The 23,720-nt window shown below is 55.9% G+C and carries 21 protein-coding genes and 1 tRNA gene; 16 read left to right on the top strand and 6 right to left on the bottom strand.

The genetic code is table 11. From position 1 onward, the window contains the following. Positions 1-112: 112 nt before the first annotated feature. The gene (locus tag ACYVHC_RS04880; RefSeq protein WP_460612541.1) at positions 113-2,554 is read right to left on the bottom strand and encodes a TonB-dependent receptor; all 2,442 of its coding nucleotides are present in this window, start codon (positions 2,552-2,554) and stop codon (positions 113-115) included. Positions 2,555-2,668: 114 nt separating this feature from the next. Here ACYVHC_RS04880 and ACYVHC_RS04875 point away from each other — a divergent pair, with 114 nt between their 5' ends. Beyond that, complete coding sequence (locus ACYVHC_RS04875) at positions 2,669-3,352, top strand: MarR family winged helix-turn-helix transcriptional regulator (protein ID WP_460612540.1); 684 nt, start codon at positions 2,669-2,671, stop codon at positions 3,350-3,352. A gap of 106 nt (positions 3,353-3,458) precedes the next feature. Then, the gene (locus ACYVHC_RS04870) at positions 3,459-3,926 is read left to right on the top strand and encodes a hypothetical protein (protein ID WP_460612539.1); all 468 of its coding nucleotides are present in this window, start codon (positions 3,459-3,461) and stop codon (positions 3,924-3,926) included. 69 nt (positions 3,927-3,995) lie between these two features. Here ACYVHC_RS04870 and ACYVHC_RS04865 read toward each other — a convergent pair. The 4 genes from ACYVHC_RS04865 to ACYVHC_RS04850 form a co-directional block, all read right to left on the bottom strand. Continuing rightward, positions 3,996-4,077: transfer RNA gene (locus tag ACYVHC_RS04865), tRNA-Leu, on the bottom strand. 25 nt (positions 4,078-4,102) lie between these two features. Next, on the bottom strand, positions 4,103-4,639 hold the full coding sequence (gene hscB / locus ACYVHC_RS04860; RefSeq protein ID WP_460612538.1) for a Fe-S protein assembly co-chaperone HscB: 537 nt from the start codon (positions 4,637-4,639) through the stop codon (positions 4,103-4,105). Positions 4,640-4,759: 120 nt separating this feature from the next. After that, positions 4,760-5,074, bottom strand: a complete 315-nt coding sequence (locus ACYVHC_RS04855; protein ID WP_460612537.1) for a putative quinol monooxygenase — start codon at positions 5,072-5,074, stop codon at positions 4,760-4,762. A gap of 152 nt (positions 5,075-5,226) precedes the next feature. After that, a complete protein-coding gene (locus tag ACYVHC_RS04850) occupies positions 5,227-6,006 on the bottom strand; it encodes an SAM hydrolase/SAM-dependent halogenase family protein (protein WP_460612536.1) in 780 nt (259 codons plus the stop codon). 186 nt (positions 6,007-6,192) lie between these two features. On the opposite strand from ACYVHC_RS04850, the gene ACYVHC_RS04845 reads away from it, so the two are divergent. The 14 genes from ACYVHC_RS04845 to ACYVHC_RS04780 all read left to right on the top strand — a co-directional run bounded on the left by ACYVHC_RS04845 (position 6,193) and on the right by ACYVHC_RS04780 (position 22,799). Further along, positions 6,193-7,308 carry a PhoH family protein gene (locus ACYVHC_RS04845; RefSeq protein ID WP_460612535.1) on the top strand — a complete coding sequence of 372 codons (1,116 nt, stop codon included), beginning with the start codon at positions 6,193-6,195 and terminating at the stop codon, positions 7,306-7,308. Between the two features lie 52 nt (positions 7,309-7,360). Beyond that, entirely contained in the window at positions 7,361-7,915 is a 555-nt protein-coding gene (locus tag ACYVHC_RS04840) for a GNAT family N-acetyltransferase (RefSeq protein ID WP_460612534.1), read from the top strand. Positions 7,916-8,089: 174 nt separating this feature from the next. After that, a complete protein-coding gene (locus tag ACYVHC_RS04835) occupies positions 8,090-10,327 on the top strand; it encodes a ComEC/Rec2 family competence protein (RefSeq protein ID WP_460612533.1) in 2,238 nt (745 codons plus the stop codon). Between the two features lie 170 nt (positions 10,328-10,497). Next, the gene (locus ACYVHC_RS04830; RefSeq protein WP_460613131.1) at positions 10,498-11,310 is read left to right on the top strand and encodes an enoyl-CoA hydratase/isomerase family protein; all 813 of its coding nucleotides are present in this window, start codon (positions 10,498-10,500) and stop codon (positions 11,308-11,310) included. 175 nt (positions 11,311-11,485) lie between these two features. After that, the gene (locus ACYVHC_RS04825; RefSeq protein ID WP_460612532.1) at positions 11,486-11,986 is read left to right on the top strand and encodes a sterol desaturase family protein; all 501 of its coding nucleotides are present in this window, start codon (positions 11,486-11,488) and stop codon (positions 11,984-11,986) included. Positions 11,987-12,004: 18 nt separating this feature from the next. Further along, positions 12,005-12,919 carry a MerR family transcriptional regulator gene (locus ACYVHC_RS04820; RefSeq protein ID WP_460612531.1) on the top strand — a complete coding sequence of 305 codons (915 nt, stop codon included), beginning with the start codon at positions 12,005-12,007 and terminating at the stop codon, positions 12,917-12,919. Between the two features lie 281 nt (positions 12,920-13,200). Next, positions 13,201-13,716, top strand: coding sequence for a sigma-70 family RNA polymerase sigma factor (locus ACYVHC_RS04815; RefSeq protein ID WP_460612530.1), 516 nt, complete (start codon positions 13,201-13,203; stop codon positions 13,714-13,716). 224 nt (positions 13,717-13,940) lie between these two features. Then, positions 13,941-15,425 carry a phytoene desaturase family protein gene (locus ACYVHC_RS04810; RefSeq protein WP_460612529.1) on the top strand — a complete coding sequence of 495 codons (1,485 nt, stop codon included), beginning with the start codon at positions 13,941-13,943 and terminating at the stop codon, positions 15,423-15,425. A gap of 77 nt (positions 15,426-15,502) precedes the next feature. After that, a complete protein-coding gene (locus ACYVHC_RS04805; RefSeq protein ID WP_460612528.1) occupies positions 15,503-16,345 on the top strand; it encodes a phytoene/squalene synthase family protein in 843 nt (280 codons plus the stop codon). A 148-nt stretch (positions 16,346-16,493) separates the two neighbouring features. Further along, complete coding sequence (locus tag ACYVHC_RS04800) at positions 16,494-17,012, top strand: hypothetical protein (RefSeq protein WP_460612527.1); 519 nt, start codon at positions 16,494-16,496, stop codon at positions 17,010-17,012. A gap of 278 nt (positions 17,013-17,290) precedes the next feature. Then, positions 17,291-18,490, top strand: coding sequence for a peptidase associated/transthyretin-like domain-containing protein (locus ACYVHC_RS04795; RefSeq protein ID WP_460612526.1), 1,200 nt, complete (start codon positions 17,291-17,293; stop codon positions 18,488-18,490). A gap of 406 nt (positions 18,491-18,896) precedes the next feature. After that, positions 18,897-19,745 (top strand): 4-hydroxy-3-methylbut-2-enyl diphosphate reductase, encoded by an 849-nt coding sequence (locus ACYVHC_RS04790; protein WP_460612525.1) that lies wholly within the window; start codon positions 18,897-18,899, stop codon positions 19,743-19,745. Positions 19,746-19,805: 60 nt separating this feature from the next. After that, on the top strand, positions 19,806-20,552 hold the full coding sequence (locus tag ACYVHC_RS04785; protein ID WP_460612524.1) for a fatty acid desaturase family protein: 747 nt from the start codon (positions 19,806-19,808) through the stop codon (positions 20,550-20,552). A gap of 183 nt (positions 20,553-20,735) precedes the next feature. Continuing rightward, on the top strand, positions 20,736-22,799 hold the full coding sequence (locus ACYVHC_RS04780; protein WP_460612523.1) for a sensor histidine kinase: 2,064 nt from the start codon (positions 20,736-20,738) through the stop codon (positions 22,797-22,799). Here ACYVHC_RS04780 and ACYVHC_RS04775 read toward each other — a convergent pair. Beyond that, the gene (locus ACYVHC_RS04775; RefSeq protein ID WP_460612522.1) at positions 22,780-23,517 is read right to left on the bottom strand and encodes a LytR/AlgR family response regulator transcription factor; all 738 of its coding nucleotides are present in this window, start codon (positions 23,515-23,517) and stop codon (positions 22,780-22,782) included. The two genes, ACYVHC_RS04780 and ACYVHC_RS04775, sit on opposite strands and share 20 nt — an antisense overlap. Between the last annotated feature and the right edge of the window lie 203 nt (positions 23,518-23,720).

Here is a 23,720-nt window from a genome sequence, read left to right as displayed (position 1 = left end):
CCTAGCCTCCGAGTTATCGTGAAGCTAGGGCGCTGCTGTGTTTACTAGGTGCCTGGTAAGCTCAAACCTCTGAAAAGCGGCTCCTCCGCTCCAGATATTGCTCCTATGTTTTCTAGAATTCCAGAATAAAGCCGATGGTGGGCGTAACGGTGGGGTCGTCGTCTTGGAGAAGGGTAGGAACCGCATTGGAGCCATCGGGGCGGATAGGCTGGCCATCGGTGGTGATGAAGCCGGTATTGTCGTCGGTGCGCTGAAAGGTGTAGCTGGGCAGGCTGGGGTTTTTCAGCAAAAACGCGTTCTGCACATCCAGGAACAGGTCGATGCTGGTGCGGCGCCAGTTGAACTTCTTATCGAGGCGGAAATCAAACTGCTGGAAACTGCCCAAGCGTACGGTATTCAGCTGCGAGTAGTCGAGTACGCCGCGGCCCACGGCCAGGTAGCTGGCCTGCGAGGCTTCGAGGTCAAAAGGAGTGTAGGGCGAGCCGCCGGCAAACCGATACTTAAAGCCCATTTCCCAGCCTTTGTTGAATTTCCGACCTAGCAGCGCCGAGGCCAGAAACCGGGAATCCCAGGCGGAAGGACGGTACTGCCCCGTAGCGCCCGAAAACTCTGAGCGGAAAGCCGTGAGTGAGGTTACCGCAAAGATCTTTTTGGTGAGCTTCTGCTGGAAAAACAGCTCCGCGCCAAATGCTCGGCCCTTGCCGGTACTGCTCACAGCCTCGTTGCCGAGGGCCGCAAAGTCGCCGCCCAGGTTGGCCAGCGAGATACCATCACGCACGGAAATGGGGTAGTGGCTGTACTTCTTATAAAAGCCTTCGAGCGTGAAACGGGTAGCGGCCGTGGGCAGAAACTCCAATCCGGCTACGTAGTGGTCGGAACGGATGTAGCGGCTGCCTTTATTAACGGGGTTACCTGCCTCATCCCGGAACCCAAGAATGGTGGAAGGCGGAATTTTGTAGTAGCGGCCCACGGAGGCGTTCAGGTTCCAGCGCTGAGCCAGGGCATACGAAGCCGATACACGCGGAGACAGGGTGCGCAGCAGGTTGCCGCCGTCTTCCGTGAAGGAGTTGCCATCGGTGCGCAAACCTGCCGACAGCGTCAGCCGGTCGTCGGGGAGCAGGGTGCGGGTTACTTGCCCGAATGCTCCGAAGCGTGCAAAGTCAATGGCCGTCTGGAAGCGCACATCTACGCGCGGCGACACCAGGTTGCCCTGCGCGTCGCGCACCTCGTTGCGCACCCGGTTGAAGAAACGGCTGTCGTACTGCACGTACTGGCCCACTACCCCATAGGCATACTGCCAACGCCCTATGGCCTTGTTCACATCCACGCGCAGCTTATTTTCGGTTTCGCCGGAGCGCGTCAGCAGCACCCTTCTCGATTCGTCCGTTGTGGTGCGGTCCTCAAATTGATCGAGCTTGTTGTCGAGCTGGGTGCGGCTGAGGGCCACGTTCAGGTAGCCATTTTCCAGCAGCTGGCGCAAGGCTAGGCCCACCGTGTAGTTCCACTGATCAATGGTAGGCGTGGAGCGCAGCGTGTATTCTTTGTCGGGAGAAGTTTTCCGGGGCACGGCCAGCTCAAAATGGTCGATGGCACCCAGGCCCAACGAGGTAATGGTGGTTTTAGGCGAGAGTTTGGTAGTGACTTTGTACTGGAAATCCCAGTAGTTGGGCCGAATGGGCAGGTCGATGGCTTTGAACAGAAACTGGAGGTAGGAGCGCCGGGCCGAGGCCAGAAAGGTGGTGTTCTTCGCCAAGGGTCCTTCCAGCGTGGCTGCCACCTCGGTGCCGCTCAAGCGCACGTTGCCTTGCACGCGGTCGGGGTTGCCGTCGCGCTGCCGGAACTGCAGCACCGACGACAAGGCGTTATCGTAGCGCGCCTCAAAGGCCGAGGAGCTCAGGGTTACGTCTTCAATAAATGATACGTTCAGAATGCCCGTGGGCCCACCCGAGGAGCCCTGGGTCTGGAAGTGGTTGATAACCGGTACCTCAATACCATCGAGGTAGTACACGTTTTCGTTGGGCGCGCCACCCCGGATGATAATGTCGTTGCGGAAGCCCGAGGTGCCGCCCGTACCACCGCCGCCTACACCCGGCAGCGTCTGAATCACCTTGGAAATATCGAAGTTACCGCCGGGGTTGCTCTTGATTTCCTCGGTATTAATGCGCTGCACCGACAAGGGCGTTTCGGCCGTGGCCACCCGGATGGCACGGCTACCTACCACCTGTACCTCGCTCAACTGCTGGCTGCTGCTGTTCAGCTCCAGGTTAATGATGGACGCATTGCCGGAGGTAATGACCACATTGGCCCGCAGCAACGGCTCATATCCTACAAACGAAGCCCTTACATTGTAGCTGCCCGTTGGAATATTAGCCAATCGGTAGCGGCCCTCTGCATCGGAGGAGGTGCCCAGCTCCGTGCCTTCCAACACAACCGTAACGCCCGGCACTACTTCCTGCGTTTTTCGGTCGCGTACAATCCCCGTCAGGATGCCCGTTGATTGGGCCATAGCGCTGGATGCGCTGAGTAGCAAAAGCAGCAGGTAAAGTGCTCTCATGGTAAGTGCAAGTGATATGGCGGTATTTTATTATCGCAAACCTATAGCTGTTTAGTATGTTTTCGTATTACTGAAACTATTTTTGGTAGTATATCCTAAGTCAACCTTCGCGACATGAACTATGCCTTTTTCCGTCAGCTAGTTGATCTGGCCGAAGCTTTCGAGGCGCAGCATTTCACCAGTGGCTCGGCAGATGATATGGCAGCATTTGCCGCGTGGCTACACACGCGCACGGCCACCGGGCCCGATGCTACGGCCGTAACCCGCACCGCGGCCCACCAGGCTGAGTTTGACGAGTCGCGCATCAGTAAGCTGATCACCTTCATGTATCGGTATGCGCGCACCTATATGCGGTTGGCGCTGGAGGGCTCGCCCTTGCTGACCTATGATGATTTCTCGTACCTGGTTACGGTGTACGGGCAGCAGCCGCTCAGCAAAACCGAGGTGATAGTGCGCAACATTCATGAAAAACCCACCGGCACCGAGATACTAAAGCGGCTCCTGAAGCAAGGCCTGCTAGCCGAGAAGGCCCACGAAACCGACCGGCGCAGCAAGCTGCTTACCATCACGGAGAAAGGCCGGCAAGTGCTGTTTATGCTGTTTGGGCGCATGGGGCAAGTAGCCCACATGGTGGCCGGCACGCTGGAGCCCGCCGAGCGCAAGCAATTACTCTACCTGCTGCTCAAACTCGATACCTTCCACCACGACATTTTCCTGAACGACCGTTCCCAGACGTTTGAGCAGCTGCTGCAAAGCAGGTTTCCCAACTTGCCAAGCACCAACGCGCCGCGGGAATAATGCCCCGGATAGTTTTAGAAGCGCCAACAAGGCCTGAATTTTACACAGCTACTAGGTAATCAGGTCTCGGAATGCCTATTTTAGATAAGATTTTATAGCATATACCATGAGTGAGAATAGCCAACTGGTTACCACCGTTGAAGAGGATAAGTCAGCTAGCACCGGCCACGCGGGGTTGCGGGCTTCGGCTCGGAATAAGGTAAGAGCTATCAATTACAAGTACGCTCAGCCTACCATTGATGTGGCGCTGGTTTCCACGGCCTGTAAGCTGTTGCCGTTGGTGCACCTTATTGAAGCCATCAAGCCCCACATTGCCACCGAACCCGTGTTTGAGTCGCGGCGTGAGAAGATGCATGCGCAAATGGCGCTGGTACTGGAGCAGCTAAAATCAGAACGGCCGAAGCGCAAAGCCCTCACGCATGCCTTCAAAACGCTGGGCGATTTTACCCTTGAATCGGTAAGAGAGGTAAAGAAGGAGGAACTGAAGAACTCAGCTAAAGGATTTGTAGTGGCCACTATCAAGAATGCGCCTTCCCTAATCAGTGCGGCCAAGCAAGCTGGTCTGTTGTCATAGCCCCAGCAGCTTACTGAACGACCATACAATAAAAAGGCCTCTCTGCTAAGCAGAGAGGCCTTTTTATTGTACCCAGAGCCGGGGTCGAACCGGCACATCTTTCGATATCGGTGTTTGAGACCGACGCGTCTACCGATTCCGCCATCTGGGCATTTCGAGCCGTTCTTGTCGGTAGATCAGGAACGGGATGCAAACTTAGCCAGACTTTCGCGAATGCGCAACAGGTAACGTTTTTTCAAATAATAGGTGCGCACTTGTTCCAGGGCCTGAGGGCGGGCATCAACGGGTAATCCTTCATAGCCCGCCAGCACCGGCTCAATGCCAGCTTCCAGCGTGTCCGTCAGGGCGTTGACTTCATTTTCGAGGCGTTCAACTGCCGCCTCATCAGGCTCGAATTCCAGCTCCATGAGCTGTTCATTCAGGTCCATAACTTCCATCAAAAAATCTGCGGGAAGCTCCTGTTTTCCTTCTTCCAGCATGCCATGGCGACCTAAAATATAGGCCATTCGCTGGTCGGGGTGGGAGAGGGTGCGGTAGGCGTTGGTGTTGAGCGTGGCTAGGTGTAGAATTTCCTGCTGACGCTCGGGACTTTCCGTGGCATGAAAATCAGGGTGATATTCGCGGCTCAGGGCGTAGTAGCGGCGTTTAAGTGCGGCCTCGTCGGGGCGGAAAGTTTCGGAAAGTTCGTAGAATTCGAAGTAGTCGGGAGTCATCAGCAAAAAGGGAAGCTAGCCTGCGTGAGGCAAGTACTAGGGCACATACGGCCGCCAACCGGTAATGGCTGACGGGTATAAAGCCCTAAAGCCAGTAGAAGGTTTGGCAACTGGCAGGGCCTAGCCCAGATCAGCGGGCATGGTGGCGGGCTCCACTTTGTGCACCGAGAAAGCCACCGGCGCTGCCGCAAATAAGGTTTTGGTGGCGGGCCACACTTGCCCAAATAGCTCAGAGCGGCGGTAGGCATTTAAGGAATCAGCTGAGTCCCAGTGGCTGTGCGTGCAGAACACGTGGGGCATGTCCGCATCTTGCCACAGCTCTAGAAACTGGCACCCCGGCATCTGCCGAATTTGGTGTTCAGAATCTCGGAAAATCTGAAGAAATTCCGCCACCCTTTCGGGAGCAAACGTCATGCGCACAATCCGGATGAGCATAGGATGAATAGGTGTGGAAGTGGTGAGTAATACGAGTGGATAAAAGTAGCCTTAAGAGTGTGTCATCCTGTCAGGTTTTACTTAACATAATAAATAAACAGAATGAAAAATGCTTTTTTAAGCCTCTAATGAAGGTTTGAGCTATTGTTAGACTAGGCTTCCTCCAGCGGAAAGCGCACATCCACCTGCGAGTCGAAGTGCAGGCCTAGCAGCTCCGAAGCATTGCCTTGATTGATGCCAATGCACAGTTGGTCGCGGCTGTTGAAAATGCACACCGCCTCACCAGGCGAGGTAGACTGAAAATGCGGCAGAATTTCGCGCACCGTTTCGCGGGCAAAGTGAATGGTGCAGGGCCGGTTGCGGCCAATGACTTCCACTGCCGTGCGCGTGATGTCGGTAATGAGGTTGCCGTAATGATCCACGTGCACCACGTGGCCGGTGATGCGGTTATCCTGCAGGCGCAATTGGCGGTTCAGCAACTGATACACTTCCGTGGCAGCAGGGCCCAGTGAGGCTAGCTCTTCGCCGAGAGCCAGGCGCACGGCGGCGGGGGCCAGCAGGTCGCGGGTAGGAGAGGAGGTTGCGGTATGCTCAGTGCCTAGCTTCACAAATTCTTCGGGCGGACCATCACACAGCAAAGGTAGAATGCCGTTGTCGGCGGACACAAAATAGTGGCCTTTGAAACGGGCGGCATGCCAGGCGGCGCGTGGGGCGCCTAGGTCGTTGACGCCAATTAAGTGTACCGTGCCCTCGGGAAAATCATGATACACTGAGCCCAGCACGTGCACGGCATGCGCGATGTTAAACGGTTCAATGCCATGCGTAATATCGATTACGGGTACTTGCGGGCCTAGCTGCAGAATTTTGGCTTTCACGGCCGCCACGTAATGGTCGCGGTACCCAAAATCTGACAGAAACGTAATCAAGCCCATGACCGGAAATTCGGAGTTATTCGTACTATTGCCAAGACCCCTGCGGGGGTGGCAAAAGTAGGCGTTTTGCCGCGAAACAGGTACCGCAACGATAATCTGATTTTTGTTGTTGTATCCTGTAGAAGGCTCCACGGCTCCGGCCTTCCACTTCTTTTCTTCTCCTTCCGCTTTTTAATTCCCTCTAGTTTGGTCGAGAAAATCATCACGCTCGAAAACGTCTCCCTGGTTGAATTCCTGGGTCCTGACAATCAAAATATCCGCCAGTTGGCAGCTGCCTTTCCGGGCAGTAAAATCATTTCCCGCGGCAACGAAATCAAAATCCAGGGCCAAACGGCCGTGATTAGCCGCATCAACGAAATCTTGTCGGCCTTGCTGGAGCACTACCACCAGTATGGCCAAATCACCGATAAAACCGTGAGCCAGTACCTGACTTCGGCTGATGAAGATCAGCAGGATCGGATTCTGGCAGTTTCGCCCGACGTAATCTTGTTTGGGGCGAAGGGCGGCGTTATTAAAGCCAAAACGGTCAACCAGCAGCGCTTGGTAGATGCCGTACTGAAGCACGACCTAGTGTTTGCGCTGGGGCCGGCTGGTACGGGCAAAACCTACATTTCGGTGGCGTTGGCGGTGCGGGCGCTTAAAAACAAAGAGGTCAAGAAAATCATCATCTCGCGCCCCGTGGTAGAAGCCGGCGAAAGTCTCGGTTTCTTGCCCGGCGATATGAAGGAAAAGGTTGACCCGTATCTGCGCCCGATTTACGACGCCTTAGAGGACATGCTGCCGCCCGAGAAGTTCAAGTTCTACCTCGAGAACAAGACCATCGAAATTGCGCCCCTAGCCTACATGCGCGGCCGAACCCTCAACAATGCTTTCGTGCTGCTGGATGAGGCCCAGAATACCACGCCTAGCCAGCTGAAGATGTTTCTGACCCGGATGGGCCCGCACGCTAAAGTGATGGTGAACGGCGACCGAAGCCAGATTGACCTGCCCACCAAGCAAAAATCCGGTCTGATTCAGGCCCTGGATATTCTGCGCAATGTGCAGGATATCGGGTTTGTGGAAATGACCTCGGAGGACGTAGTGCGCCACCGCCTGGTGAAGCAGATTGTGCAGGCCTACGACCAGTTTGACGTGCAGCAGCAGAAGGAGCAGGCCAATCAAGGCAACCGCCCCGTGCGCGACTACCAGCCCAGCTACCGCCGTCGGCAGGACGAAGTAGCTAACCATGACCCCGGCAAGCACCCTGATGCCCGCCGCGAGAATGATGGCATGCAGGCCTTGCCCGTGAACGAGGAGCAATAGGCCCTCGGCGGTTTGCCGCTCTCTAGTACCTAGTAAAACAGCCACCCACCGGGTGGCTGTTTTTTTAGCCGTGGTGGAGCCGCCAGAAACAAGTGGATCTGCTACTTTCGCCCAAACCCAATCCGCAGAAAACCCTGCCCAACTCATCCCCCTGACGAAAGCTCCCATGCAGGTACATCGTATTTCTTCTCCACAAGCGCCGGAACTCGATGCGGCGCTGGCTATTCGTAAAACCGTATTTGTGCTTGGCCAAAACGTGCCCGCCGACCTGGAAAACGATGCCCATGATCGTACCGACGCTACGCACTACTTGGCACAGGCCACCGACGGCACACCTTGTGGCACGGCGCGGTGGCGCGTTACGGAAAAGGGCGTGAAGTTGGAGCGCTTTGCAGTGCTAGAAGGTTTCCGCAACCAACAGGTTGGCGCTGCGTTGCTGGCCGCCGTGCTTCAGGATGTAGACGCTGCTTACCCCCATGCCACCGTGTATCTGAATGCGCAACTGCCCGCCGTGCGCTTCTATGAGCGGCACAACTTTGAGAAAGTAGGCGAGCAGTTCACTGAAGCAGGCATCGAGCACTACACCATGGTTTGGAAGCGGCCCTAGGCTGGTTTAGAAGCTGAACCCTGCCGAGGCCCCGGCAAAAGCGCACAATATTACCGCCCTGTTTTCAGTGATGAGAGCAGGGTTTGCTTTTACTATTCAGCTTGTTTTACTCGCTTCGCCTCCCGATACTGCCGGCTTCTACGCAACTAGCCAGCCACGCTACATTATCGGTTTATGGTCATCAAATGGGCTCCTAACGCCTTTGTTCGGCTTACGCTGCCGCTCATGGCCGGCATCCTGACGTATCTGTATTTCGGAGAAAGCCTGCCCAACGTGTGGCCGGCAGTAGCAGGGCTGGCAGCACTATTTTTCGGGGTGCAACTGTGGGCAGCCAAGCAACCGGGCCCGGCACCTACCGATTTTGCCGGACTCGTGGCCGTTGTAGCGCTATACGTAGCCGGTGCGGCGCTAACCCAACAAGCCACCGAAAAGCGCGCCCCTGACCACTTATATCGTTTCGGGAGCCGTGTGGAATTCTATCGGGCGGTGGTTGATGACTACACCGTGACGCGGCCGGCAACGTATGCCACCACCGTGCGCGTGTCGGCAGTACGGGTGGCAGGCCAGTGGCAGCCGGCGCAGGGCGGTATTCGGGTAAGCATTCCGCGCGAGGAAGGAGTGGCAGCTCCGCAGTATGGAGAGGTATGGGTGGTTCGGGGTGCGCCGGCACCTAGCAAACCGCCCCTAAACCCAGGCGAGTTCGACTACCGCCGCTACCTGGAGTATCATCAGGTGTACCACCAGCAGTTTATTCACCCCGATCAATACCAGCAAATTGCCTTTGCCCCACCGAGCCGCCTGCGGGCCATGGCCATGCATGCGGCCCATGCGCTGGATGGCGTATTCCGGCAGTACGTGCACGCCAAGCGGGAATACGCACTGGCCTCGGCGCTTGTGTTGGGCATTAAGGATGAGGTAGATCAGGAAACCAAGCAGGCTTATGCCAGCACCGGCACCACGCACATCATGGCGGTATCGGGGTTGCAGGTGGGCTTATTGTTTGGGGCCGTTACATGGCTGCTAAGTTTGGTGCCGGGGCGACGTGGGGCCTGGTTCCGGTTAGTGGCTGCCGCGCTAGGGCTGGCTACCATCTGGAGCTATGCGTTTGTCACGGGGCTTTCCGCCTCAGTACTGCGAGCTGCCGTAATGTTCTCGTTCATCATTGTGGGGCGAGCCGGCAACCGCCAAACCTCCATGTTCAACCTGCTGGCCGTAGCAGCTTTCTGCCTGCTTTGCTACGACCCCTACCTGCTCTGCGACGTTGGGTTTCAGCTGTCGTTTCTGGCGGTGCTCAGCATCGTGTACCTGCAGCCCCGCATAGCGGCCTGGCTGCAGCCTCGGGAATATTTTCTGGATAAGCAGCGGCCCTGGCAGCCCAAGCCGGCGCAACAGGCCTGGCAGTGGCTGGGCACAGCCCTAGACTATCTATGGCAGGCTACGGCGTTGTCGTTGGCGGCGCAGGTGGCCACGTTTCCGCTGGGGCTATTTTATTTTCATCAGTTTCCACTCAGCTTTCTGTTTTCTAACCTGGTAGCGGTGCCCATCTCCAGCGGCGCCGTGTACGTGGGCTTGCTGTTGCTCGTGCTGAAAGGGGTAGTGGCCGTGCTAGGTCTGATTTCCGACCAAGCCGCTGCCGCGCTTGAGTGGCTGCCGCAGGCCGTGGCGTGGTTGTTTGAACAAATGATCTGGCTGTTCAATGAGTACATCTTTTCCATTGGCCGCTTTATGCCGGGTGCTCTGGTATCGGGGATTCAGGTGACGGCGCCGCAAGTCTGGCTTCTTTTTGCCGTAATTCTGGCGCTGCTGGTGTTTTTCCGGGTTCGGAAGCTGCCTTGGCTGGGCGTGGCGTGTGCGTTGCTAGGCGTATTTGCCGGTAGCCGGGTATGGGCCGCTCACCAGCTCGCTCCTGATAAGCGTGTGGTTATTTATAGCATTCCGCGCCGCTCAGTAGTAGGCTTTTGGCACGGAGCTGCGGCCGAAGTGGTTACCCTAGACTCCTTACCGCTTTCTGAAACCGAGCGCACTTACCGCATTGTGCCCGGCAGCATTCAGCGCGATGCGCAGCAGGTAAACTACCGGCCGGGGTGGCGCAGCAGCCCCATCCCAGCCCGGATAGCAGAGCCAGGCCTAACGCTAACTGCTTGGCGCGGCATGCGGATTGCCTTTGTGAACGGGCGCCTAAGCGGTGCCCGCCAGCCGCTGCCTGGTGTTCAAGCGGTTGTGCTGCGCCGCAATGCCCGCGTAAGCCCGCCGGAGCTGGCTGCCGTGTTCGGCAACTCGGCCCCTATTATTTTCGATTCTTCCTGCAAAAGTTGGTACGTGGCTCGGCAGGATTCTCTGTTGCAGAAGGCTGGTTTCCAGACGCATGACGTGACTATGCGAGGTGCTTTTACCGTTCAGGTGCAGCCCTAGGTAGGGCTACCCGGGGTGTTGGCCGAAACTTACCACGCATTCCCTACGCTATAGGCTTTATTAGTAGCATGTAATTTGTTACGTTTAGCTTTCGAGCTCCCGTTCAAGGCGGTTGGTGTACTCTGTTCGCCCGGCGCTTTTCTTTCACCGATTTGCAACGCTCCCTGACTATGGAAAACATGCCCACTCAGGAACTGGAAGATCTTCGCTTCATTCGCTATGAGGTGCAGGATTCTATCGGTTACATCACGCTCAATCGGCCCGAAAAGCGCAATGCGCTAAGCGCCGAGATGGTGACCGAGCTAAAGCACGCGTTCGAGTTTGCCGAGGATGATGAGGCCTGCAAGGTGATTGTGCTGCGTGCCGCCGGAGAAGTATTCTGTGCTGGAGCCGATTTGGCCTACATTCAGGAATTGCAGGGCTTTGGCTACAACGACAACCTAGCCGATTCCACTCACCTCATGCAGCTTTTCCACCAAATCTATACCCTCAAGAAGGTAGTTATTGGGGAGGTGCAAGGCCACGCGCTGGCCGGGGGCTGCGGCCTGGCTACCATCTGCGACTTCGCGTTTGCCGTGCCGGAGGCCAAGTTTGGCTACACAGAAGTGAAAATAGGGTTTCTGCCAGCTATTGTGAGCGTATTTCTGCTGCGCAAAATAGGGGAGGCCCGCACCAAGCAGCTGCTGCTCACCGGCGACGTGGTTTCGGCGCAGATGGCTCTGGACTTTGGCCTAGTAAATTTCCTGGTGCCCAAGGCTGAGCTGGCCAAAAACGTGTACGAGTTTGCTAGGCGCCTATGCACCGAAAACTCGGCGCAAAGCATGGAAACCACCAAGGAAATGTTGGCCCGTATTCCAGAAATGCCCTTGGAAGAAAGCCTGCGCTACGCCGCCCGCATGAACGCCGAAGCCCGTGGCTCCGATGACTGCCGCCGGGGCATTGCGGCCTTCCTAAGCAAAGAAAAAATTACCTGGGAAAACTAGGTCCCTTCTGTACACAAACCTGTTTCAACAGCTGCCACCAATGCCTGGTGGCAGCTGTTCTTGTGCCCAGCTTGTAACAGTCAGGGCAAACTGCATGTTCAGAGTCCGGGAAAGAGTAGTAACTTTCTCCCTTTTACACTTTCAAACTTCTCGGGAGCCCAACGGTTTAAGCCCTATGACGACATTGGCAGCCGTAGCCGTTACCACGGCTACCTTTCTTGGGATGGAATTCGTGGCCTGGTTCATGCACCGTTTTGTGCTACACGGGCCGTTGTGGTTTCTGCACCGCTCGCACCATGTGCGCCATCCGCACCGCTTTGAGCGCAACGATTTCTTTTTCCTTTTCTATGGGTCGCTCTCCATGCTGCTCATCGTTTACGGCTCCGCTGCCAAGGACTTCCGGTTCTGGATGGGGGTAGGGATTGCCAGCTACGGTACGCTCTATTTTTTCGTGCACGATGTGCTGATTCATGGGCGGCTGCGGTTCTGGCGTAAGTCGCGTAACTCGTATCTGCGGGCCTTGAACATGGCTCACAAAATTCATCATAAAACGACTGGCCGCGACGGCTCCGAAGAGTTCGGGCTGCTGTGGGTGTCGCCGAAATACTTTGCGTTGGCTCTCCGCAAGCCAGCTCCCACACGAGTACTTCGGCAGCGGTCAGGCGCATCCGTTTAAATAGTTAGTACAAGTATCGTGGGACAATTTTCTATCAGTGAACTGGAGCAGCTTTCGGGCATTAAGGCGCACACCATCCGCGTCTGGGAGCAGCGCTACGGCATTCTGCAGCCCGTGCGCACGGCTACCAACATCCGCACCTACTCCGAAGACGACCTGCGCCGGCTGCTGAACGTGGCCACTTTGTGCGGACGCGGCTACCGCATCTCGCAAGTGGCTAAACTCACGGAACAGGAGCTGTCCAAGGCCGTAATTTCCTGCGACGACGAAACTACCACCTACTGCCAGCACGTGAACGGACTGCTGGCCGCTATGCTGGAAATGGATGAGCTCAAGCTTACCCACATCTTTCAGCAGGCCACGGAGCGCAGCGGCTTCGAGCAGACGATGCTGCACATTATCTATCCGTTTTTACAGCGCATAGGCGTAATGTGGCAGGCCGGCACGGTAAATCCAGCTCAGGAGCACTTAGTCACGCACCTGATTCGGCAAAAGCTGATGGCCGCCACCGATGGACTGCCCCCCGTGCAGCCCGCTACTGCCAGGCGCTGGGTGATGTTTCTGCCGGAGGGCGAAATGCACGAGCTGGCTCTATTGTTTATGAACTATGCCTTGCGTTCCCGGGGGCACCACGTGCTGTACTTGGGCCAGAGCCTGCCCCTCGAGGATCTGAAAGCCGTGTACAATAGCTATCAGCCGTACGCGGTGCTGACGTGCATGACCGCCGTTCCGGAGCGCCACGAAGTACAGGATTTTGTGAATAGACTAAGTGGAATATGTCCTCGGCTGACCTTGTATTTGTATGGGCCGCTGGCTCAGGCCGAGAGCTTGCAATTGCCGGATAATACCGTTCGACTCCGCTTAATCACCGATTTTCTGACTATAGCCGACGAGCTTAAGGCCGCTCCCTTGCCAGTGGCGGAAGCCTGCTAGGTCCTGACCAAGCTCCAACCTCCCGGTTCAACAACACAAGCCCGGCCCAAAGGATAACATCCGGGGGCCGGGCTTTTGCGTACCTACAGTGGAGCATGCAAAGCCCGCTGTATAAGAAAAGTATCTGCTAGGTATTCGTTGACTAACAGCATGTTGTGCTGGTTTTTGAGGGTATGGTGTGGAGTTAATCAGAATAAAAAAAAATAAATCAGTATGTGTGCGTCGACTTTCAGAATCCCCCGTATATTTGTTTAACTTTTTGCCACGAAAAGCTAAACAGCATGACCTCTCTGGAATTCACAAATCAAGTACAGAAGATTTCTTACTCGCTAAAGCCCGTGGCGATGAACCTGACCCGCGACGCTGACGATGCCAAGGACCTTGTCCAGGAAACGTTAATGAAGGCGTTGCTGAACAAGGACAAGTTCAAGGCGGGCACTAACCTGAAGGCATGGTTGTATACCATCATGCGCAACACCTTCATTAACAACTACAATAAAATAACCAAGCGGAACAGCAATATTGATAGCACAGAGTATTTTCAATATTTTAATACCGACGAAAATTACATTACACACAACGGTGCTACCTCCGATTTCGTAGTAACAGACATCAACGAAGCAATAGCCGGTTTATCTGCCGATTATCGCACTCCGTTTATGATGTACTACATCGGTTACAAGTACCTGGAAATTGCGGAAAAGCTGCAAATCCCGATTGGAACCGTGAAAAACCGTATCCACATCGCTCGCAAAGAACTCAAGCAAGCGTTGAAGACATACGCCCCCGGCGTGTAGGGAATAGGGAGAGAGTACAGACCCGCCCCGGGCGTATAGCGGGCCGCGGACTACGTTTAGCTTCGGCTGCGTGGTTCGCGGCCCGTCTGTTTTGGGCGCTACCCCACTTTGGGGCGCCAACCCACCTAGTAAATTCAGGCTAGTAGCTTTCGGAAGCTAAACAATTAGGAGTGTCTGCTGGATTGTAGCTTGCATCGTTTTCACTCACCCAATCACACGCGCTATTGGCACCTTCCGCATCATCTAAGGATATTATCGTTATCGGAGCCGGCTTTGCGGGGCTAGCAGCGGCTACTTCATTGGCCCAGCGCGGCTACCGCGTTACCATTCTGGAAAAAAACGAAGGACCCGGCGGACGGGCCCGGGTGTTTAAGGCGGAAGGCTTCACGTTTGACATGGGGCCGAGCTGGTACTGGATGCCAGGCGTGTTTGAGCAATACTTTGCTCGGTTCGGCAAAAAGGTGGAGGACTATTACGACCTAGTGCGGCTGGACCCCTCATACCAAGTGATTTTCAAGGGCCCGGAGGCCGTTGATATTCCGGCTAAAATGAGTGAGCTGCGCGCCTTGTTTGAGCGCTACGAGCCCGGTAGTGCCGCCCGCCTCGATGAATTTCTGCGGCAGGCCGCCTACAAATACGAGGTAGGCATCAACAAATTCGTGCACATGCCCGGCCGCTCCTTGCTGGAGTTTGCCGATCCGCGCCTGCTAGTAGATGCAATGCGTCTGGACATCCTGAAAAGCATGCACAAGCACGTACGCAAGTTTTTCAAGGATCCGCGCCTGCTGGAGCTGGTGGAATTCCCGATTCTGTTTCTGGGCGCTACCTCCCAGAATACGCCGGCCTTGTACTCGCTCATGAACTACGCCGACCTGGCGCTGGGCACGTGGTACCCCATGGGCGGCATGCATAAAATTGTAGAAGGCATGGTGCAGCTGGCCCAGGAGCAGGGGGTGCAGATAGAATATAACGTGCCCGTGCAGCAGATTGTGGTGGAGAAAGGCCGCGCTACCGGCGTGCAAACGGCCACCGAGTTCCGGCCCGCCGATGTGGTAGTAGCCGGCGCCGACTACCACCACGCCGAGCAGCACTTATTAGCCCCCGAGTGGCGAAACTATGACGAAGCCTACTGGAATTCGCGCACCATGGCGCCGTCATCGTTGCTGTTTTACCTGGGCATAAACAAGCGGCTGCCTAACCTGCGCCATCACAACCTGTTCTTCGATGAAGATTTCAGCCTACACGCCGAGGAAATATATGAGAACCCGAAGTGGCCTAGCCGTCCGCTGTTCTATGTGTCGGCTCCTTCCCAAACTGACCCTAGTGTAGCGCCCGAAGGCAGTGAAAACCTGTTTCTGCTGATTCCGGTGGCCCCTGATTTGCCCGATCCGGAGGAAACGCGCGAGCACTATTACCACCTGATACTGGACCGGCTGGAGCGCCACTGCGGCACCAGCATCCGGGATGCGGTGGTGTACAAGCGCAGCTATGCCCACCAGGATTTTGTGCAGGACTACAACAGCTACAAGGGCAACGCCTACGGACTAGCTAACACCTTGCGCCAAACCGCCGTGCTCAAGCCCGCGCTCAAAAGCAAAAAGGTAAGTAATCTGTATTTTACAGGCCAGCTTACTGTACCTGGCCCCGGCGTGCCGCCTTCGCTCATCTCGGGGCAGGTAGTGGCAAAAGAAATCGAGAAAGAAAATTAAGCAGGAAGTAGCCAACCGAGTGGTGGCCCACCACCCCTCAGGCACCGGCAGCTATTCTTACTTAATCCCTCAGAAAAATGGACCACGTTGCCCTCTTCACCGAAACCAGCCGGGCGTGTAGCAAGCTGATTACCCAATGCTACAGCACCTCGTTCACGCTGGGCATTCGTACGCTCGACCAGCGGTTTCACTTACCTGTGTACTCCGTGTATGGCTTCGTGCGCTGGGCCGACGAAATTGTGGACACGTTTCATGCCCACGATAAAGCCGCTTTGTTCGCGGACTTTAAGCGCCAGACCTATGAGGCGCTAGATCTGAAGCTGAGCCTAAACCCCGTGCTGCACGCCTTTCAGGATGTAGTGCACCAGTACGGTATCGACCGGGAGTTTATTGATGCCTTCCTCTACAGCATGGAAATGGACCTCGACGACCGGAGCTACAACCAGTCGTTGTACGAGAAGTACATTTATGGCTCGGCGGAAGTGGTGGGCCTCATGTGTTTGCGCATTTTCTGCGAAGGAGATGATGCCCTGTTCAACCACCTGCGCGAGCCAGCCCGCCGCTTGGGTTCGGCTTTCCAGAAAATCAACTTCCTACGCGACATCCGCTCTGACTACGAGGAGCGGGGCCGCGTGTATTTCCCCGGCGTGCAGTACGAGCGGTTTACCGACGAGGTGAAGCGCACCATTGAAGCTGATATCCGGGCCGATTTTGAGGCCGGATACGCGGGTATTGTGCAGCTGCCGCGGGCGGCCCGGCTGGGCGTGTATCTGGCGTATGTGTACTATCTCAAGCTTTTTCACAAAATCAAAAACTTGCCAGCCAACCGCATTCTGGGCGAGCGGGTGCGCGTACCGAATAACACCAAACTGCTGCTGCTGCTGGGCTCTTACTTCCGCTACCGCCTAGCCCGCGTATAGGCGCAAACCTCCGCTAGCTCCTCCTGAGCCAAGGCATATAGTGCGCTGCTTAGCGCAACAGTAAAGATTCACGCCAAAATTTCGGTTTGAATTTTGCTCCCCGTCCGTTCTTTTTACCGTTAGCAATAGGTAGTAAAAGCGGGCACCCATGAAATTCCTGTTCCTTTCCTTCATTCTGTTTCTTATTACCCTCGTGTCGACCGAAGCAAACCCTTATTCTATAACGCATTTGCGCCGCCAATACCAGCAGGCGGCTGCCAGCAAAGAAGCCGGCGAGAAGTTCTACCAATTAATGGCTGCCTACACCAAACAGGACGCCGTGGTGCTAGCGTACAAAGCCGCTGCCGAAGCCATCCGGGCCCGCGACGCCTCAATGTTCAATAAATTGACCTACGTGCAGAATGCCACTAAGCAGTTTGATCAGGCCGTGAAGCTGGATGCCGATAACGCTGAAATCCGGTTTCTGCGCCTGAGCGTGGAAAGCAATTTGCCGAGCTTTTTGGGCCTTAGCCAGCACGTCGACGAAGACCGTCAGTTTCTAGTAGCTACCCTGCTCAAGCACCCCAACTCCGGCCTCGATACGGAGTCGTTTGGGCTGGTGCGCTCCTTTATGCTTGACCGGGGCCACGTCTCGGAGGCAGAAGCGGAGAAGCTGGCGCAGATATAAGGGCAACGGCCCGCTTTTTAAAAAGCTCCTTCTGGGAGCTTTTTTTATGCCCAGTGCGGCGGCAGTGGCAGCGGTAAGAACGCACAATAGCAGCAGGTTAGGTGCTTCACGGCTTTCGGGGGCTAGTCGGTATCCTTCTCGAAATAAGTAGGGGCTAAGCCTGTGGCACGGAACCTGTACTGGAGCTTAGCCAGCCTCGTCTGCAATCAAAATCGCAGTTTCGACGTTTCTTACACCTCCTATTTGGCTTCTGCTTCCCTGAATCTCCCTTCTACTACATGAAACAAGCTTTAATCCTGACAACGCTGGCTTTGGCCACTACTACGGCCATCCAGGCCCAGCAGATTACGGTAAAAGGCCGCGTGCTTGATGAGCAGCAGCGCCCCGTGCCGTATGCCAACGTGGGCCCACCCGGCAACGAGCCCGGTACGGCCACCAATGAGGCCGGCGAGTTCACGTTGCGCGTGGCCAAGCTGCCCCAGAAAATTGTGGTGGTCAGCCTGGGCTTTGCCCCCGTTACGCTTGAGGTCAGTTCTACCGCGCCGGTTACGGTTACTTTGAAGGCTAGTACCGTGGCGCTGCCCGAAGTACGCGTTCGGAACCCCGAGCAAGTAGCTATGGAACTAGTGCAGCGGGCCTACGCCAAGTTGGCCCGCCACGAGCGCCAGGAATACTATGGCAAGGCGTTTTACCGCCAGAAACAGCGCCACAACGGCAGCTACGCCGAGTTTTTGGACGCCTTTTATGATGTGCGCTTCACCAACCGGCAGGTAGGCGGCTGGAAGCTGGAGCAGGCTCGCTACGGCACGGCGGAGGATGACATGGGCGTTGATATGGCGAATTTCTCGTCTGCCGTGCGCCTCATTCCGGTGTTTGAGCCCAAACCCAGCCGCCGCACGCTGGCCGTGCCCCTAAGCCCAATGGCTGATAAGCAGTTCAAGTTTCATCTGCGCGAAGTTATTCAGGACAAAGGCCAGGAAACCGCCGTTATCGACTATACGCCGCGGCTGGATATGAATGAATCGGCGCCATTCGGAACGTTGTATATCGACTTTACTTCGGCCGCGGTGCGGCGCCTGGAAGCCAACGTGCCCATCGGAAACCTGATGAGCCTGCAGCTGCTGGAGGGCACTACGCTGGCATCCCAAACGTTTCGGATGACCACAGACTTCAGTCCCGTGGCCGATTCTCTGAGCCGGGTACAGGCGGTGCGGGCTGAGCATACTATTGTGCTAAATCGCGCCGGCAAGCCAGATACCACGGAAATCAGCGGCAACCTGTTCTTTTACCAGTACACCAATAAGCCAGCCGCAAAAGGCTACAAAACCACCAGCGTGAACTACAACGACCTGAAGCACGCCATGAAGCAGCGCTATGATGCCGCCTTCTGGCGCAACCGGGAAGTGCTGCGGGCCAGCCCTATGGAGGATAAGGTGATTAAGGACCTGGAAAAGCGCAAGGCTTTCGGCTCATTTTAGACCTAGTAAACCGGCAATCCAATAAAATACTGCGGTGCTCTAAGCTGTATGCGGCTGATAGTGGGCTTAGTAGCTAATACATAAGCTAGGCGGGCAGAAAGCTAACGGCTCCAGGAAATCTGGGAAGTAGGGCTGTGCCGTATGTTTTGCGCCATTCTATAACCGGGAGGCCAGTTTGGCTTCCCGGTTTTGCGTTTTAGCGGGGCTAGTAACTTCGTCCTCTGAAGCTCAACGCTAGTTAGAAACGCAGTGCTGCAAGTTTTGCATTGCCAATGCCTTAACTTTATAGCATTCCCTGTTGTTAAGTGCGCGAACGAACTTCTATACGGAGCCATGAACTGGCGCATTTTTCGTATTTTCTGCTTCTTATAACCTTCAGGCCACCTCGACAGTTACTCTGCTAGCTATGCCGTACCACCTGAGCGTCCGTATCGACCCCAATTCTGGCTTTTGCTTCGGCGTAATCTATGCTATTCAGATGGCCGAAGACCTGCTGGAGGAGCAGGGGTATTTGTATTGCCTCGGCGATATTGTGCACAACGATGAAGAAGTAGAGCGCTTGGAGCAGCGCGGTCTGCGCATCATCGACTACGACCAGCTGGCTCTGCTGCGCGACGAAGCCGTGCTCATTCGGGCCCACGGCGAGCCGCCTAGCACTTACCAGATGGCCATGGAAAACAACCTGACCCTGATTGATGCCTCCTGCCCCGTAGTGCTGAAGCTGCAGAATCGCATCAAAACCAGCTACGACCGCAAGGAGAAGATATTTATTTACGGCAAGCACGGCCACGCCGAGGTGCGCGGGTTACTAGGCCAAACCAGCGGCCAAGCCGTGGTATTTGAAAACCTGGATGAGCTGCTGCTCCATGAGCTGCCTTCCAACATCACGCTCTACAGCCAAACCACCAAAAGCACCAACTCCTTCTACCGCATTAAAGAGGAGTTGGAGCAGCGCGGCTACCTAGTAAATGCCAACGACACCATTTGCCGGCAAGTAAGCAACCGCGACAAGGATCTGCGGAAGTTTGCCGCTCAGTTTGATCAAGTGGTGTTTGTGTCGGGCACGAAAAGCTCCAACGGCAAGGTGCTGTACCAGGTGTGTAAGGAAACCAACCCCGCCACGCACTTTATATCCAAGGCAGATGAAATCTGCTCCTCGTGGTTTGAGCCGGGTCAGTCGGTAGGGATATGCGGCGCTACCAGCACGCCCATGTGGCAAATGGAGCAGGTGCGCGACTCGCTGCTGGCCCTGTAGAGCCGCCCCGGTTTTCGGCTATTTCTCCGCTATTTTTACGTTTTCGTCGTATTGAGCATCATGCCTTCCGTCAGTACTCAGCACCCTAGCAACGCAACCGTGCGCCGCGTGAAGCCGGCACCGCTGGGCCAGAAGGGAGTACTGATGGCCGCGCTGATTCTGGTGGCCTGGGCCGGACTACTGACGTTTTCACTGGCGTTCTACCAGCCCGACTGGCGCACGCCGTGGCCGTATCTGCTGGCGTTGCTGCAAACACACCTATACACGGGCCTTTTTATCACGGCGCACGATGCCATGCATGGGGTAGTAAGCTCCAATAAGCGGCTGAACAATTTCATTGGCCTCTTGACCGCAGGTTTGTTTGCCTTCAATTGGTTTCCCGGGATGCTACCCAAGCACCACGCCCACCACCGCCACGTGGGCACCGACGACGATCCTGATTTTCATGATGGCCGCCACCCGAGCTTTGTGCGCTGGTTTGTGCGCTTTGCTTGGAACTACGTGACGCTGGGGCAAGTCGTGCTCATGGCCGCGACCTACAACGTGCTAAAGCTGTTTTTTCCTCAGGCCAGCGTTATTGCCTTCTGGATGCTGCCCGCGGTGTTGGCTACGCTGCAGCTTTTCTACTTTGGTACCTACCTGCCGCATCGGGGCGAGCATGCTCCTGATAACCTGCACAAGTCGCGGAGTCAGTTCCGGCACCATATGTGGGCCTTTGTGAGCTGCTATTTTTTCGGCTACCACTATGAGCACCACGACCAGCCCTATCTGCCGTGGTGGCGGCTGTGGCAAGCCAAGGAAGCGTAGGGTTGTGTTTCAATAACAGGTAGTTACTAGGCCGCCGCTACTGGCCAATATAAATCCGAACCGGGAGAGTAGCTCGTACATGGCTTTTTGTATATTGCTAGGTAGCATGTTCTTAAAAGGCGTGTTGCTGGCAGTACAGTTGAGCTAAACGGCACACCCATGTGGCAGGTATTTCCGGAAAAGATGAAAGCACGAAGCTGGAGTGCCGGCTTAGTTGCGCTATTTCTTTTCCTGGTGGGGAACTGGCCGGGGCCGGTTATGGCGGTTGTTGCGCCCCAAACCTCGCAGGAGTTTCCGCTCGATTCGTTTTCGCCCCTAGAGGCGAAGGCCCTGCTGCGCCGTACACCTGAGCAACTTCGGCGGGCCATTGTGGCTAAGGATACGCTGCGTCAGCGCCAGCTCCACTGGACCGCGGGCCAGGCCTGCCACGTATTGCGCCGCTATGAGTCGGCCATTCGGCATTATCGGCGGGCGTTGGCCCTCAGCCAGCCTAGTGGCAAGTCGGCGGCCTGGTCGGGGTGGTTGCTGGGGCGCGCCCTCCATAGCCAGGGCGATACCGGAAAAGCCCGTCAAACGTATCAGCATGCCCTGCATAGCTTTCGGAAGCTGCGCGATGTGGCAGGGCAGGGGCAAGTACTGGAGCACCTTGGCGAGCTGTATGGGGCTAGTGGGCAATGGGCTCGCGCCCGCTTTCATTACGAGCATGCCCTAGCGGCCTGGCAGCTGGCGCATAACCAGCAGCGCGTGGCTCATGTGCTGAGCCAGATTGGGGTAGCGCATCAACAGCAGCGCAATTACAGCCGCGCCTTATACTATTTGCGCCAAAGCCTGACTAAAGCACAGGAAATCCAGGATAGCGTCCGGATGAGTGAGGCGTTGAGCAGTACGGGTCGGATTTATCAGGAGCTGAGCAACCACGAGGTGGCCATGGGCTATTTCGCCAAAGCACTGGCTTTTCTGCCTACCAACGCTACCCTGCTGGCCCGTACCAATACCCTGCAAAGCTTGGCCGCCACCGAGGATTCAGTGGGTAAACTTTCAATGGCTGAGCAGCACCTGCGGCTGGCTCTTGCACCCGCCGCGCAAACGGGCTCCAAAGAGGTGCTGAGCCGAGTTTATTATTCCCTGGCCAGCGTGTACCGGCGCATTGGGCAGCCGTGGAGGTCATTGGGGGCGCTTACCCGCTACACTGGGTTGCAGGACAGCGTATTTGCCGAGCAGCGCTCCATACAGGTGGCAGAACTGCAAACCCGCTACGAAACAGAGAAAAAGGAGCGGGAGATTCAGCTGCTCACCAAAGACAAGGAATTACAGGAAGCCAAACTCAACCGGCGACTTTTGCAGCGCAACTGGTTGGCTGCCGGCACCATTTTTCTGCTGCTGGCGGTAGTGGCTCTGTTTCGGGCCCAACGGCGGCAGCGCCATACCAATACGCTGCTCCAGCGAAAAAATGCGGCTATCAACCGGCAGAAGGAAGAACTAAACCGGCTTAATCGTACCAAGGATACACTTTTCTCTATCATCTCGCATGACCTACGCGGCCCCCTGAGCTCCTTGTATTCGTTGCTGGCGTTGCTCAAGCTGGGCCAGATGCCGGCAGAACGGCTGGCTATGCAGTCAGAGCGGGTTACGCGCATGCTCGACAGCACGCTGCATCTGCTCGATAACCTCTTGAACTGGTCGGCCTCGCAGCTAAAAGGGGAAGCGGGGGCCCGGGCCGAACGGCTGCGACTTGATTTTTTGGCCGATGAAACGGTGGCCCTGCTGCACGGTGATGCCGAGCGGAAAGGGATAGCGCTACTGAATGAAGTGCCGGAAGGCTGCCTGGTGCGGGCCGATGTGAACATGACGCGGCTGGTGCTGCGCAATCTGCTCAACAACGCCCTCAAATTCACGAATGCGGGGGGCCACATCACGCTGGGTGCCAGGCGGCAGAATCAGTGGTGGGAAATTCGCGTGGAGGATACTGGAATCGGTATTGACCCCGCCGATCACCACCGGGTGTTGGGGCAGGGAAGCCATTTTTCTACCACGGGCACGGCCAACGAAAAAGGAACCGGCCTGGGCCTACGCCTATGCCAAGAGTTTGTGGAGCGCAACGGCGGCACGTTGTCCTTCAGCAGCACGCCGGGCCAGGGCTCCGCGTTCTGGTTTACGCTTCCAGCCTTAGATGAAGAACAGCTGCTAGGCTACCAAGAAACTACCCGGGTTGAAGCGCAAACCGCGGCTAGTGCTGACGCCGGATAAGCGAGCGGTTTACAATGCGTTCCGTTACCCGGTCGCGGTAGGTTTGGCCCAGCGGCAGGGCGTGCCCGCCCACTTTTACCTCTAGGTTGCTCACGGAATCAATACGGGCGGCATTAACTAGGTAGGAGCGGTGCGTGCGAACAAACAGGCCGGGCGGCAATTGCTCCTCTAGGTTCTTCAGGTTAACTAGGGTAAGGTGGGTGCGGCCGTCAGAGGTGTTGATCTTGGTGAAATCTTTCAGCGCTTCGATGTACAGCACTTCGCGGTAGTGCAGGCGTACAAACTGCGCATCAGTCCGAATGAAAAAGGAGCCCCAGCCCGCCAGGGCGTCGGCCTGGGCATCCGGACTAGCCGTGTTCACGCGCAAAATGCCTGCCACCTTGTTTACGGCTTTCAGAAAGCGGTCGAGGGAAATAGGCTTTAACAGAAAATCAATTACATCCAGATTAAAGCCTTCCATGGCATACTGCGGGTAGGCCGTCATCAAGACCACCAGGGGCGGCTGCTGCAAGGACCGAATCAAGTCAATGCCACTTAAATGGGGCATGGTCACGTCTGAGAACAGCACGTGCACATGGTTTTCCATCAGGTAGCGGTGCGCGTCCAGAGGATCGGTAAAAGCCGCTTTTACATCCAGAATATCGGTCATGGCAACGTAGGCCTGAAGCAGGTCCAGAACCAGCGGATCGTCATCTAGAAGCAAGCAGGAAATTTTCATACAGCAGGAGCGGGAGGCGGGGTGTCTGGGGTCAATATAAATAGATAAAATCGAATCGTCTTATAAATTATTAAAAGAAAACAATTTTAGAAAGCTAAATTTTACCAGTTGGTCTACTTTTTAGCGAGGTTCCTATACTTTAAATAGGTAATAATTAACATGTTACGTATATTATACAAAAACCAGTTTTTCTAGTGCATTGC

The sequence above is a fragment of the Hymenobacter seoulensis genome (assembly GCF_054780535.1).
The sequence above is the reverse complement of the archived record's forward strand: the minus strand, read 5'-3'. Positions and strand labels throughout refer to the sequence as shown.

Excerpts from the sequence above, each read along its gene's own strand:
- ACYVHC_RS04795 (WP_460612526.1), top strand. The coding sequence starts at position 17,291 with ATGAAACAAGCTTTAATCCTGACAACGCTGGCTTTGGCCACTACTACG.
- ACYVHC_RS04825 (WP_460612532.1), top strand. The coding sequence starts at position 11,486 with ATGACGACATTGGCAGCCGTAGCCGTTACCACGGCTACCTTTCTTGGG.
- ACYVHC_RS04780 (WP_460612523.1), top strand. The coding sequence starts at position 20,736 with ATGAAAGCACGAAGCTGGAGTGCCGGCTTAGTTGCGCTATTTCTTTTC.
- ACYVHC_RS04870 (WP_460612539.1), top strand. The coding sequence starts at position 3,459 with ATGAGTGAGAATAGCCAACTGGTTACCACCGTTGAAGAGGATAAGTCA.
- ACYVHC_RS04835 (WP_460612533.1), top strand. The coding sequence starts at position 8,090 with ATGGTCATCAAATGGGCTCCTAACGCCTTTGTTCGGCTTACGCTGCCG.
- ACYVHC_RS04815 (WP_460612530.1), top strand. The coding sequence starts at position 13,201 with ATGACCTCTCTGGAATTCACAAATCAAGTACAGAAGATTTCTTACTCG.
- ACYVHC_RS04875 (WP_460612540.1), top strand. The coding sequence starts at position 2,669 with ATGAACTATGCCTTTTTCCGTCAGCTAGTTGATCTGGCCGAAGCTTTC.
- ACYVHC_RS04855 (WP_460612537.1), bottom strand. The coding sequence starts at position 5,074 with ATGCTCATCCGGATTGTGCGCATGACGTTTGCTCCCGAAAGGGTGGCG.
- ACYVHC_RS04830 (WP_460613131.1), top strand. The coding sequence starts at position 10,498 with ATGGAAAACATGCCCACTCAGGAACTGGAAGATCTTCGCTTCATTCGC.
- ACYVHC_RS04850 (WP_460612536.1), bottom strand. The coding sequence starts at position 6,006 with ATGGGCTTGATTACGTTTCTGTCAGATTTTGGGTACCGCGACCATTAC.
- ACYVHC_RS04775 (WP_460612522.1), bottom strand. The coding sequence starts at position 23,517 with ATGAAAATTTCCTGCTTGCTTCTAGATGACGATCCGCTGGTTCTGGAC.
- ACYVHC_RS04805 (WP_460612528.1), top strand. The coding sequence starts at position 15,503 with ATGGACCACGTTGCCCTCTTCACCGAAACCAGCCGGGCGTGTAGCAAG.
- ACYVHC_RS04800 (WP_460612527.1), top strand. The coding sequence starts at position 16,494 with ATGAAATTCCTGTTCCTTTCCTTCATTCTGTTTCTTATTACCCTCGTG.
- ACYVHC_RS04790 (WP_460612525.1), top strand. The coding sequence starts at position 18,897 with ATGCCGTACCACCTGAGCGTCCGTATCGACCCCAATTCTGGCTTTTGC.
- ACYVHC_RS04880 (WP_460612541.1), bottom strand. The coding sequence starts at position 2,554 with ATGAGAGCACTTTACCTGCTGCTTTTGCTACTCAGCGCATCCAGCGCT.
- ACYVHC_RS04785 (WP_460612524.1), top strand. The coding sequence starts at position 19,806 with ATGCCTTCCGTCAGTACTCAGCACCCTAGCAACGCAACCGTGCGCCGC.
- hscB (WP_460612538.1), bottom strand. The coding sequence starts at position 4,639 with ATGACTCCCGACTACTTCGAATTCTACGAACTTTCCGAAACTTTCCGC.